The 13,352-nt window shown below is 37.4% G+C and carries 9 protein-coding genes and 1 riboswitch; of the genes, 2 read left to right on the forward strand and 7 right to left on the reverse strand.

The annotated features are described in order from the left end of the window. The first annotated feature begins 6 nt into the window (after positions 1-6). A complete protein-coding gene (locus ACQWU4_RS08355) occupies positions 7-483 on the forward strand; it encodes a hypothetical protein (RefSeq protein ID WP_429935306.1) in 477 nt (158 codons plus the stop codon). Between the two features lie 142 nt (positions 484-625). Here ACQWU4_RS08355 and ACQWU4_RS08360 read toward each other — a convergent pair whose 3' ends face one another. The 3 genes from ACQWU4_RS08360 to ACQWU4_RS08370 form a co-directional block, all read right to left on the reverse strand. Further along, positions 626-2,119 carry a RagB/SusD family nutrient uptake outer membrane protein gene (locus ACQWU4_RS08360; protein WP_429935307.1) on the reverse strand — a complete coding sequence of 498 codons (1,494 nt, stop codon included), beginning with the start codon at positions 2,117-2,119 and terminating at the stop codon, positions 626-628. An 18-nt stretch (positions 2,120-2,137) separates the two neighbouring features. Further along, a complete protein-coding gene (locus ACQWU4_RS08365) occupies positions 2,138-5,071 on the reverse strand; it encodes a SusC/RagA family TonB-linked outer membrane protein (protein ID WP_429935308.1) in 2,934 nt (977 codons plus the stop codon). A gap of 83 nt (positions 5,072-5,154) precedes the next feature. Further along, a riboswitch (SAM riboswitch) is annotated at positions 5,155-5,252 on the reverse strand. A 257-nt stretch (positions 5,253-5,509) separates the two neighbouring features. Further along, positions 5,510-6,757, reverse strand: a complete 1,248-nt coding sequence (locus ACQWU4_RS08370; RefSeq protein ID WP_429935309.1) for a hypothetical protein — start codon at positions 6,755-6,757, stop codon at positions 5,510-5,512. 480 nt (positions 6,758-7,237) lie between these two features. Between ACQWU4_RS08370 and ACQWU4_RS08375 the strand changes: the two genes are divergently transcribed. After that, the gene (locus tag ACQWU4_RS08375; RefSeq protein ID WP_429935310.1) at positions 7,238-7,645 is read left to right on the forward strand and encodes a type II 3-dehydroquinate dehydratase; all 408 of its coding nucleotides are present in this window, start codon (positions 7,238-7,240) and stop codon (positions 7,643-7,645) included. A 128-nt stretch (positions 7,646-7,773) separates the two neighbouring features. Here the strand turns inward: ACQWU4_RS08375 and pckA are convergent, their stop codons facing one another. From pckA to ACQWU4_RS08395, 4 genes are all read right to left on the reverse strand, one after another. Further along, positions 7,774-9,390 carry a phosphoenolpyruvate carboxykinase (ATP) gene (pckA, locus tag ACQWU4_RS08380; RefSeq protein WP_429935311.1) on the reverse strand — a complete coding sequence of 539 codons (1,617 nt, stop codon included), beginning with the start codon at positions 9,388-9,390 and terminating at the stop codon, positions 7,774-7,776. A gap of 127 nt (positions 9,391-9,517) precedes the next feature. Further along, positions 9,518-10,423 carry a GYDIA family GHMP kinase gene (locus ACQWU4_RS08385; protein ID WP_429935312.1) on the reverse strand — a complete coding sequence of 302 codons (906 nt, stop codon included), beginning with the start codon at positions 10,421-10,423 and terminating at the stop codon, positions 9,518-9,520. Positions 10,424-10,432: 9 nt separating this feature from the next. Beyond that, positions 10,433-11,308: an ACP S-malonyltransferase gene (fabD, locus tag ACQWU4_RS08390; protein ID WP_429935313.1), complete on the reverse strand. Its 876-nt coding sequence runs from the start codon at positions 11,306-11,308 to the stop codon at positions 10,433-10,435. Positions 11,309-11,378: 70 nt separating this feature from the next. Beyond that, on the reverse strand, positions 11,379-13,325 hold the full coding sequence (locus ACQWU4_RS08395; protein ID WP_429935314.1) for a LysM peptidoglycan-binding domain-containing protein: 1,947 nt from the start codon (positions 13,323-13,325) through the stop codon (positions 11,379-11,381). Positions 13,326-13,352: the final 27 nt, after the last annotated feature.

Consider the following 13,352-nt stretch of genomic DNA (forward strand, 5'->3'; position numbering starts at 1 on the left):
TATCTTATGAAAAATTATATATACTTAATAATTTTATTTAATGCTTTTCAAGCTTGTACAGCTCAGAACAAGGCAAACACGGAGTTTATATATCATACCGCAGATTATGACTTGGGTACTATCTATGATGAACGTATTTATAACAGTTCAACCGGGATATATGAATATAAGAAATATGCTAATGACTCTTTAATTCAAAATATAAAACTATATATAAAATTTTCACAAGAAGATTTAGAATCTATTTATAAGTTGTATCTCTCTTCAAAATCAGAAATGAGTGATTGTTATTTCGAGAATAATATAATTGTACATAAATCAGCACTTATATTTAATTCAAAGAAGGATAATTTCAATGAAATAAAATGTATTAAAAATGGGGATAATTCTATTTTCACTAAAATTGAAAATAAGATTGAAAAAAACATTACCTCATCCAGTATATACAAGACAACTTTTTCATCTGAGTTTTATAAAAAATAAAAGGGGCTATCGAAACAAGAGTTGAATTTAAACAGTAAATCTCTATTGAAATACTTCCTGATATAAAATTTTTTAGATTTTAAAGTAAAAAAGCCACAATGTTTAAACATCGTGGCTTTTTAAAAAATCAAATCTAAATAAACTATAAATTCGGATTATTCTCAATCTCCTTCTGCGGAATACTGAACAGATAATACTTACTGTTCGGCGCAAAAGCAGTCTGATCCGGGAAGTTAAAAACAGAATGCCCTCTTCCGTTCACCGTTTTTACGGTTCCATCAGGAGTGGTAATCTGTACTTTTACAGGTTGTCCGTTGGTATCTACAAACGGTTTTCTTGCCACAGCCCCCCGAGTTCTTATAATATCCGAGAGGGAGAATCCTTCCCCGAAAAGCTCTTTTCTTCTTTCAATCAGAATTTTTTCTATAACAGCATCCTGGGTAAGAGAGCCATTGTAAGGATTGGCGTTTCTGGCTGTTTTCAATTCATTTAAAACTGTAACTGCATTTGCAATATTCCCGTTTCTGGCTTCTGCCTCGGCTTCGATCAAATACATTTCTGCAGCTCTCATTAGAACAATATCTGCAATAAGACCTGTCTTAAATTTAAATTTCGAATACCTTAAAAGTCCTTCTCTACCCGGAAGTCCGTCCCACTGAAACAACTGGAATCTGATATCATTGGCATCAAACAGATCTTTGAAGAAAGGATCTGCCATAAAGCTGTAGTAATAACTTCCCGAAGAAGATACATCAAGATAATGGAAAGCATAGCTTGCTCCCGACTGCTCCTGAGTCTGTCCGTGACCCCAGATCCATTCGCCATTGCTGATGTCATTGAAACCTTCTTTGTATTTTTCAGCAGTCATTAAAGGATAGCCTGTTCTGGCTATTTTTGCTGCAGCCGCCGCTTTGTTCCATTCTCCGGTATTCAGATAAGTTCTTGCCAAAAGACCGTTTACAACAGCTTTATTAATTTTATCCTTATTATTTCTGGTATAATTGGTTAAAAGGTTATCCGCTTCTGTAAGATCGTTTTTGATCAAAGCATAAATTTCCTCAAGGCTTGCTCTTTTCTTTGGAACAGTACTGATTGTTGAAGGTTCCATATAGATTGGAGCGGTCAATGCAGTTTTGTCTTTCAGATAGCTGAACTGATAAAAACTGGCCAGATTCAGATAACAGAAAGCACGCAATGCTTTAGCCTGCCCTTTTACCTGGTCTTTTTTCTCCTGACTTCCTTCTGTCTGATCAATACGGGTGATCACATTATTCATATTGTTAATGGTTGAATACAGTGCAGACCATATAAACTGTGACCGGGAAGCAGTATTGTTCACCATTTCCGTAAAAGCGTATGCAGACGCGAAACCATACTTATTGGTAAGAACCGCAACATCACTTCCCATAGCATCACTTGTCCTCAAAACCGTTGAATATCCTATATTCGCGAAAGTGGGTCCATCATCATTCAATTTCGCCCAGGCTCCGTTAATTACCGTTTCTGCACTTTCTGCCGTTTTGAAAACCTCTTCACCATTAGCTTGGTCTGTAGGAGCCGTTTCCAGTTCATTTTGACAGCTTGTCAGCGACCAAACTGCAATCAGGGCAAAAGATATATATTTTAATTTTTTCATTGTTTCAATTTTAAAAAGTTAAAGAGTTGCCTGAAGACCGAAAGTTATAGTTCTCATGGCAGGATATCTGTAATAAGTGGTTCCATCCAGTGCCTGCTCAGGATCCATCCCTTTATGTTTGTAAAAAGTCAGAAGGTTTTCTGCCTGAACATAAATCCTGAATTTTTTCAGTCCCAATTTTTCAAAATAATCTGATGGAAGTGTATACCCTAAACTCACATTTTTAAGTCTTGCATAGGTTCCGGAATATAAAAACCTTGAAGAAGTAGAGGTCCAGTTATTCGTAGTGGTGCTTAGCGCAGGAACATCTGTATTTGGATTTTCAGGAGTCCATCTGTTCAGCATTTCTGCACTCCACGCACGCCCTCCGGCGCTTCCGTTGCTCATCAGTGATGTGTAATCTGTATCAAGGATCTTTCCGCCAATGCTGAATGTCAAAAGTCCTGAAAAATCAAAATTTTTATAGGCAATACTTGTTGTAATTCCTCCTGTTACTTTTGGCAATGCAGATCCCTGAATTGTTTTTGTAGCTTTTGCATATTCCGAAGTTGTTCCGTCTACTGTATTTCCGTTCGCATCCTGGTAAATATATCTCCATAGAGGTTTCCCGTTGGAAGAATCTACGCCTATCCATTCAGGAATAAAGAAATCATAGATGGAACCACCTACCTCAAGGCGCTTTGTTCCGGTTATTACAGACCCTTTGGGAAGTTTTGTAATTTTATTGTTTAAAGTGCTCAGGTTTACATCAACATTCCACTGGAAATTATCATTTTTGATCGGTGTCGTAAACAATGAGAATTCAAAACCTGTATTCTGTATCGTTCCTACGTTGAAAGGAAAATCACTGATTCCCAAAGACGGGGCAACCGGCATATTAAATAAAAGATCCTGACTTTTTCGTTTAAAATATTCGATGTTTCCTTTAACTCTGTTATTAAGGATGGCAAACTCAAGTCCCAGGTTTAAATTAAGATTGGTTTCCCATTTCACATCATTCGTCTGTACTTTTTCAAGAACGGTTCCCGGTTCGCCAAGGTTGTTATAAAATCTGTACAGCTCCTGATAAGCATAATAAAGTGAAGATCCATTTGGTCTTCGCAATTTATCATTTCCCTGACCTCCATAACTTGCACGAAGCGTTAATTGGTTGAAAATATTCAGGTTCTTGATAAAATCTTCATTGGAAGCTTTCCATGAACCTCCTACTGACCAGAATTTCCCCCATCTGTTATCCTCGAAGAATCTTGAAGAACCGTCCGCCCTTCCTGATACGGATAAAAAGTAAGTATTATTGAAATCATACTCTGCTCTTCCCAGAAAGCTCAACAAAGAAAATTTGTCACTGTTTCCACTGAAACTTCCCAACAGGGCTGCAGCATCAGGTTCATAATAATATGGAAGGGAGAACTGGCTCCTGGAACCGGATATCGTTTGGTAATCATATTTATAAAATTCCTGACCTCCCAAAACATTAAGGTGATGCTTCCCGATTTTTTTGTCAAAAGTAAGAATATTACTCGTTGTATAAGAAAGTGTCCGGCTGTTTGATCTCGTTACTGAACCGCCAATCTCGCTTCCCTCACCAAGAAGGGGATTTGAATAATAATGGCCATTGTAATTCACAAGATCAACTGAAAAGCTGGTTTTAAATTTCAATTCGGGAAGAAAAGTAAAATCTAAGAATCCTTTTCCTGAAAAATTGTCTTCTTTATTTTCGTTTTTATCCAAAGGCAGAGTTGCAGCGGCATTCTGGTTTTGTAAAGCACTTGTAGGTCTGTATTTCCCGAAATCATAAATCCTGTTTCCTTCTGCATCCAAAACGTAGCTTCCATCAGCGTTTCTTTCGTAATAAGGATAGAAAGACGGAATTACTCTGGCTGCATTGATAATATTGTCTGTTCTGGAATCCGAAGAAGGTGGTGCCTGCTGAATACTGTTGGTGTAGCTTAGATTTGCCCCTGCATTCAACCACTTTTTAACTTCGGAATTGATCTTTAATCTGGTGGAAAATTTTTGAAATCCTGATTCGATGGCAATTCCTTTATCATCAAGGTAGCCTAATGAAAAGAAGTAATTACTTTTTTCACTTCCTCCACTGATATCGAAATCCACCTGGCTTCTGGATGCCGTTCTTTGAAGAATATCCCTCCAATCGTCATTCCATAGAGGCTTTGCTCCCGGAAGAAGCTTCCCGTCTGTTCCTACAGGTTTTGGAAATCCGGCTCCGTAAGGGTTTATTCCCAAAGCATTCACAAGATTATCGCTTGCCATCTGTCCTGCCTGTTGTGAAGTTATTTGTCCTGATTTATAGCCGTTTCTCAAGGCTTCCCAATACAGCTGGAAATATTCGTCTGTACTTACCTGTTTGTAATCTTTTACGGCTCTGCCGGAAAATCCCTGACTGATGTTAAAATTGATTCTGGATTCCCCTTTTTTACCGGACTTTGTGGTGATAATGATGATTCCGTTGGCTCCTCTTGAACCGTATAGTGAACTGGCCGTAGCATCTTTCAAAACACTGATAGATTCTATATCATTCGGGCTGATAGAGTTGATATTTCCGTCAAAAGGAATTCCGTCTACCACACATAACGGATCGCTGGAAGCGCTTATCGACCCTACTCCTCTGATCCTGATGGAAGCTGTAGAACCCGGCTGTCCTGAAGCACTTACCGCCTGTATTCCGGGAACCTGCCCTTCAAGAGCTTTTGTAATATTGGTAACAGGTCTGTTATTGATCTTATCACTTGAGATGGTAGCTACTGAACCTGTATAACTTGTTCTCTTGGCTTTCCCATAAGCGATTACTACTACTTCATCAATTTCCTTTTCGTTGATTGTATCTTTTTTTGCTTTTACTTCCTGTGCATTTACGCTGATAATTCCTAAGAAAAACACAGCAACAGGAGGAATCCAAACCTTAGATGCAATTAAATTTTTGCTAATCATAATCAATTCTATTTATCGTATATTAAAAATCAACCCTTTGCAGAAAAGTCAGCAAAGGGCATCGATAAATACGATTAACCAAATGCTTATTTTTCCTTTAAAGGCTGAATGTAACACCTTGCGCAGGGGCAGGTTGTTAAGATTTCACAGGGTCAGTTCCCTCCATCTTTCTTTATAAGCCGATCGAAATATGTCTGCAAATCTAAAAACAATTAGTCTACAAAACAAGTAGACTTTAAAATTTTTTACTAAATATTATCAAAAATTAACTTAATTTTTAATTAAAAACCCTCACAGCAAGCAGTTAACGAATTATGAAATCTTCAAACATGAGATATATCATTATTAATAATTGAATGATGCATATTTTATAAAATACTGAAATAAAAAAAGACGCCATAAGGCGCCATTTAATGTTTCCAAGATTAATTTCAAGTATTAATACAGTCTCTGTATGGAAACAAAAACTTCCAATGTATTGTCTAATGTATTAGAATCTGAGGTAACGCTGGCATTACCCGAACTTGTATAAGATTTGTTATCTATACGCAATGCATAATAAACCCTGTACCATTTGTTATCCGCAGTTGTAATATCAAATGTAACAGTCTCATTTCTTCCATAGGTAAGATAAACCCCATCATCAAACTGTGCGTAATTATTTGGGAAAATTAAAAAATTAGCACCACGTGAATCACCTGTATGGGTAGACACCTCAGAAACCCATACTTTCGCATTGGTGGTGGTAATATTGTAAAGACGCGGATCAAAATTAGTAGAAGTTCCATTTCCATCAAACGCATTAGGAGAAGTAATAAAAGCATCGACTCTGAAAGTATTATTAACTACCGGAAGATCATTAAGGAATTGGCTTAAAAGAAATGATGTTGTCTGGCGGGGAATTGAAGAGTGATAATACACAAGCTCTCCAGGCGCAATCACAGCTCCAGCTCCTACCGTTGCACTACAGGTCTGCCCACCAATATTTATCGGGAAAGTAGTCAGTGTAGGACTGGAAGCAGTTGGCATTCCTGAAACCGTATAGCTAAGTATTCCTGATCCTACATTGAAATTCCCGGCAGGAAGCGTTGCAGTAAGCCCGTTTACAGGACCTACAGTCTGTGCAGCATACACTCCCCCGTTTCCCCCTGTATAAGGAACATTCATTGTTCCGGTATAAGGTGTCCCGGCAGTATAAGTTCCGGGCGAAAGTGTAACTCCGTTACAGGTAATAGCTCCTAAAGTTCCGGGGGCAAGAGACCCGTTATTAAATGTTCTCCACTCCGTGCCATTCCAGAATACATAACCCGTATAGCCAAGTCCTCCGGTTCCTAAATTATACACAAGCAGTCCTGCTACCGGCGAAGGAATGGTAACCTGATCGGTTTGAGAAGTTAAAGCTACTTTCGGACCCAGAAGTCCTTTTTTGCTTCCAACGGCAAGTCCGTCTACATTGACATCCAAAATTGCAGAAGCATTGGGTTCAGTGGTTCCAATTCCGACTCTGCCTGTGGAAGTTATAGTAAAATCATTCGAGCCCTGTGGAGCAGTTGGAACTCCCGATGCAGGATTATCCTTCAAACCATCTACATGGAAAATCCCCTGTGGGTTTGACGTATTGATTCCAACCTGTGAATAAATAAAACCAGAAGCAATGGTTGCAAAAAGTAATATTGTTTTTTTCATTTTCAAATTATTTAAGTTTAAAGATTGATAAAAGTTATTGCAGGGAATCCTTTCATCAAGTCATCCTTACTCATTTCGATGAGATTTTTTTGAATAAACATTTGGCAAAGTTATTCTCCGGCTTAGATAAAAAAAACAATTCAATAAGTGAAAAACGGGAAATAACTTAAATCTATATCAAACTGAAAGTCAATAAATTAAACCAATGATTTATAAAAATTCATTTAGATAACTCCACTGAACCAATTAACCTTAGTGATAAAAAAAATCAATCGACATAAAAATTAACAGATCATAGGTTTTATCAACATATCTTTCTTTTGAAATGTCTTTAATTATTTATGTTATAAATTTTAAATGAGAGTTACAGGGAGTTTAAAATAGATACGGATTGATTATACCAGAATTTCTGTCCAAACATCTATGACACTTAATAATTAATATGCAGAGAAATTATTTATCTTTGAATAAATTTTTCAAATGAGAATTCTTATCATTAATGGTCCAAATCTTAATTTACTGGGCACCAGGGAGCCGGAAATATACGGTACAATTTCCATGGCAGATTATCTGAAAAAACTGGAGACTGAATTCTCATATCATGAGATCAGCTATTATCAGTCTAATATTGAGGGAGAAATCATTAACAGACTTCAGGAGGATAATTTTGATGCTTTGGTGATTAATCCCGGAGCTTATACACATTACTCGTATGCAATAGCAGACTGCCTAAAAAATATACAAAAACCCAAAGTAGAAGTTCACATCAGTAACATTTATAAAAGGGAAGAATTCCGACAGAAATCTGTAACGGCAGCCAATACAGATGCTGTATTGTCCGGTTTTGGAATGGATGGGTACAGACTGGCTATTTTAAGTTTGAAATAAACCAGGAATTTAGAAAACAGATGCTTCGACTCCGCTCAGCATGACATTGTAATAATAGAAATAAATATTTCGGAAGGATTGAAGTTATTAAATAAAAAAGCCTCATCAATGATGAGGCTTTTGTTATATTAGATAGTCTGCTGTTGAAGCTGAGGACCTGAAGCAATTAGCTTCTTCCCTTCTTCAGTATCACAGTACTGTTCAAAGTTCTTGATATATCTTGCAGCAAGATCTTTTGCCTTTTCTTCCCATTCTGCAGCATTACTGTATGTTTCTCTAGGATCCAGGATACCTTCAGAAACATTTGGAAGCTGTGTAGGAATTTCAAGGTTCATGATAGGAACCTGAGTTTTAGGAGCATTTTCAATAGAACCGTCAATGATGGCATCAATGATAGCTCTTGTATCTTTCAGAGAAATTCTCTTTCCGGTTCCGTTCCATCCTGTATTTACCAAATATGCTTTTGCACCGTGTTCTTTCATCTTCCCGATCAATGTTTTAGAATACATTGTTGGGTGAAGGGTAAGGAACGCTTCTCCGAATGCAGGAGAGAAAGATGGTTCAGGCTCAGTGATTCCTCTTTCAGTGCCAGCCAGTTTGGAAGTATATCCACAAAGGAAGTGATATTGTGCCTGGTTTTCATCTAAAATAGAAACCGGAGGCAATACTCCGAAGGCATCAGCAGAAAGATAAACAATCTTCTTAGCATGTCCGGCTTTAGAAGGAAGAACAATTTTGTTGATATGATAAATAGGATAAGATACTCTTGTATTTTCAGTGATAGATCCGTCTTTATAGTCAGCAACACCGTTATTTACCACTACATTTTCAAGAAGTGCATCTCTTTTGATTGCTCTGAAAATATCCGGCTCTTTTTCTTCTGAAAGGTCAATTACTTTAGCATAGCATCCACCTTCATAGTTGAATACTCCATTGTTATCCCAACCGTGCTCATCGTCACCGATAAGGAATCTCTTAGGATCTGCGGATAAAGTTGTTTTTCCTGTTCCGGAAAGACCGAAGAAAAGAGCGACATCACCACCTTCACCTACATTGGCAGAACAGTGCATAGAAGCCATTCCTTTTAGTGGAAGATAGTAGTTCATCATTGCAAACATCCCTTTCTTCATTTCACCACCGTACCATGTACCTCCGATGATCTGTAATTTTTCGGTAAGATTGAACATAATGAAGTTCTCAGAATTTAATCCCTGAGCTTCCCAGTTCGGGTTGGTTGTTTTGGAACCATTGATTACTGTGAAATCCGGCTCCCCGAAATTTTCTAATTCGTAGTGAGACGGACGGATGAACATATTAGTAACGAAATGCGCCTGCCACGCTACTTCAACGATGAACCTCACTTTTAGTCTTGTATCTGTATTGGTACCACAAAAAGCATCAACTACATAGATCTTTTTAGCCTCAGAAAGCTGGTTCAGCACTAATCCTTTACAAGAATCAAAATTTTCCGCTGTTGTAGGAAGGTTTACTTTCCCGTCCCAGAAAATTGTGTCTCTTGTAACATCATCCTGAACTATGTATCTGTCTTTAGGCGAACGACCTGTGAAAATTCCAGTTTTTACTGATACTGCACCAGATTCTGTAAGCTCAGCTTCTTCAAAGCCTTGATTTTCAGGAGCTACCTCAGCCTGATATAACTCTTCATAAGACGGGTTATAGACGAGTTCATAATTTCCTTTAATCCCTAATTTTTCTAAATCCTGGATGATTTTAGCGTGTTTCATTTTACTTATATTTTCTATTTCTTTATTGGGTTCAACAAAATTAATATTAATTATTTGTTAAAGGTGGTTTAAATATAATGATATAAGTCAGAATGGCAAATAAAAAAACCTGGCTGTAAATTACTGATTATAAATTAATTATATCAGACCATTCAAAAACAGTATTAAAACCTTTTCCCCAAAAATAGTCCTTATAGCCATGAAATTTGGCACTCATCACAAAATCTCCGCCCCAGGCTCCCAAACTTTTAACAAAAACAGGGCAGTCTGTGAAATTTTTTTCTTTAACTGTAGGAATTTCAAGGAATTTTGATATTTTTTGCTCATGAATCATCATCAATTGAGAAAAATTTTCCAATTCACCGCATAACAAAACTTTCTTTGTGATATCCGAAAATTCATCAACGAGTATTTGGGACTTTGATTTTGACTTGTAAAAATTGATTCCTTCCCTGCTGTCCTGCTTCTGATTTAAATGAATAAAAATCAGTTCATTTTTAAACATCGGACTGAAATCAACCTTCTCATAACTTATTTCAGGTTTGCTCTGGAAAAGAATAGCTGATTTCTCTTTTGCAACCGCAATATCATAACCGCTTCCACCCAGACTAATGCTGTTGAGATGAAAAGGATCAATACCAGCCCACTCCGCCAAATTATTCATGAGTGTAGAACTGCTTCCAAGTCCATAGTCTGCGGGAAACTGAAGATTGGTCTTCAGATGATAAGTAAAACTGTTCTTGAATTTGATTTTAGAAAGTTGCTGAACATTTTTTAAGGTTTTAAGAATAAATTCAGCGCTTGAAGGAAGATTGGTTTCGAGGATCTGCCAGTTTTTATAATCAATGACAGCCTTCAGCCATAATTTGTTTTGATGATGCGCTTCCCAAAATATCAGAGATCTCCGGTCGTCTTTTTCATCAAAAAAAAACTCTTGTCCAAGCTTGGTAGGTACCGCCAGGACAAGAGCTCCGTCTATTGCGAAATATTCTGAAGTAAGCATAAGCTTTCCCGGTGAAAATATTCCGCTCATATTTTTTATTTAGATTGCAGAAGCAACATCTACAGAAGGATCAATTTTCTTGATCAGTCCCTGAAGGGTTTTTCCGGGACCTACTTCTACAAAATTAGATGCTCCGTCCTTGATCATATTCTGAACAGACTGCGTCCATTTTACAGGACCTGTAAGCTGAGCGATCAGATTTTGTTTGATCTCCTCAGGATTAATTACTGCTGTAGTTGTAATATTCTGGTATACCGGAATAGTTGCTTTTCTGAATTTTGTATTTTCAATTGCCGCTGCCAGTCTTTCCTGTGCCGGCTGCATTAACGGGGAGTGAAATGCTCCGTTTACCGGAAGTAATAATGCTCTTTTTGCACCCGCTTCTTTAAGTTTTATGCAAGCTTCTTCTACAGCTGCTGTTTCTCCTGAAATTACCAATTGGCCAGGACAGTTATAATTAGCAGGTACTACAATACCGCTGATTTGTGAACATATCTCTTCAACTTTAGTGTCATCAAGACCTAAAATTGCAGCCATAGAGCTTGGATTGATATCGCAGGCTTCCTGCATAGCTTTTGCTCTCTCGGATACTAATTTCAAACCATCGTCAAAGGACAGAACTCCATTAGCCACTAAAGCTGAAAATTCGCCTAATGAATGTCCTGCAACCATTTCGGCTCCAAGACCGTTTACTGCTTTTAAAGCAGCTACTGAATGTATAAATATTGAAGGCTGGGTAACTTCTGTTTTCTTCAGATCTTCATCCGTACCATTAAACATCAGGGAAAGAATATCGAAACCTAAAATTTCGTTGGCATATTCCATTAAGTCCTTAATGTCTTTTCTGGAATCGTATAATTCTTTTCCCATTCCTACGAACTGAGAACCCTGCCCAGGAAATACAAGTGCTTTCATGTATTGATTTAAATATTATGCAAATATAAAGATAATGTTAAAAATATTCCTTTAAAAAAGCACAAATAGGTTAAGGAACTAGTCTAATTACACGGTATCCGGTATTTACGTAAGCTCCATTTGCTTTAGATTTCACAAATTCAAACTTAGTAGCAAGCTGGGTCTGAACTTTATTCATCTGTTTAAAGATCTCTCCTTTTTTATTTTCTCTGGTCAGCATATCATTCACCACATCAAAACCTACGATTGCATATTTTGGAGGTGTTTTACAGTATTTACTTTTGTAAGCTGCCAGAATTTCTTTTTCAAAGCTTCCGTCTGTATTGATCTTTCTGTCCATCAGATATACAAGGCTTGCCTGGCTCAGATCATCTACTTTCTTCTCAAAAACAGGAGAATAATACATACTGAAGGCTTTCACTCCCTGTACTTCTTTGGAAAGAGCAATTGTTTTGTTGGCAAAAGCTTCTCCTGCAGCATCATTATCACTGGCAAGGATGGCAATAACCGGAGCGGATTGTCCTGTCATCATATTCTGATCCAGCTGAATCTCTGAAGGAGAATTAACGACGATAATATTTGGATTTTTAACTGCTTTTTCAAGACCACCTTTAATGTAGTTTGCAATTTCTTTTTTGCTGTCTGCCACTACATAAATTTTCTGATCTGAATAAACAGCTTTTACTTCTTCAACTATTTTATCTGCATAAGTCTGATCATTGGTTTCAACAATAATCAGGTTGTTATAATTGTATAGTTCCGGCGAGTTGGCAAAAGGCGCAACAACCGGGATTTTCTGATTTTTGGTAAAATCAAGAACATCAATTACATTAGATTTAAAGAATGGGCCAATAATCAGGTCTGTATTTTCCGGATTGATCTGGGCCATTGAGTTTTTAAATGAGGCTTCGTTCCCGGAATCCACAATTTTAATATCAAGCTTCTGTCCTCCTCTGGCATTTCTTTCAATAGCAAGTTTAGCTCCGGTAAGGAAATCCAGTGCCATTGATCTGTACTGGGTTTCATTGGTACTGTATCCGAAAGGAAGCATTAAAACAACGCTTAATGCATCGCCGCTTTTCTTCACATAAGCCGGATCCTGCTTTTTGATCTTTAAGACCATTCCAGCTTTCAGCCCTTTTGAAAGTTCAGGGTTCAGAGCAATCAGTTCATCGATAGATACTCCGAATTTATTAACAATAGAAAACACAGTATCTCCCTGCTGAACGGTATAGGTAACATAATCATCAACGACGGTAGTTACAGTTCCTGCAGAAGATTTTTCGTTTCCTGATTCTATTTTGGTTTTTGGATTTACAGGTTCAGAAACCACTGCTGCATCCGTATTTGATTTTTTTACTTTGATGGTTTCACCCGGCTTAAGTCCTTTTTCTTCCAATCCAGGATTTAAGGCAAAAAGTTCCTGTTGGGTAATTCCAAACTGTTTTGTAATTCTGTAATAATTATCTTTTGACTGAATCACATAAGCTTCTCCTTCTACAGGTGTTGTAGCTATAGGTGTCTCTGTATGGGTTTCTACAGGTTTAGTAACCACAGTTTCGGGAACTGCCTGCTGTTCTCCGCCATATTTTTTGATGCTTTCAAGAGGTAAAATGATCTCATCTCCTATTTTCATATGAGCATCAAGTTCAGGGTTCAGCTTTCTCAAATCTGTTTCAGAGATACGGTATTGTTTTGTAATTCCGTAAATAGTCTGTTTAGGCTGTAGAATGATCTTCCCAACCTGTGCCACTGAATGGTTGGTTTTGGCTTTTTCTACAACGGCAGGTTTGGAAACCGGAGTAGTATGTTTTTCAGTTTTTACTGTAACAATATCTCCTATTGCCAGCTTACCGTCTTTGTATTTTGGGTTCAGCTTTAACAGTTCATCTACCGTCATCCCATATTTTTTTGCAATATTATAAGGATTATCTCCTTTTACAACGGTGTGAGAGTTCTGGGCAGATACCCCCAAAACCATACATAAACTGGACAAAATAAAAAACCTTTTTATCATACTCGGTAATTATAATTTACAAAAATA

It is taken from the genome of Chryseobacterium sp. MIQD13 (assembly GCF_050496705.1).
In the GTDB taxonomy this organism is placed as follows: Bacteria; Bacteroidota; Bacteroidia; order Flavobacteriales; family Weeksellaceae; genus Chryseobacterium.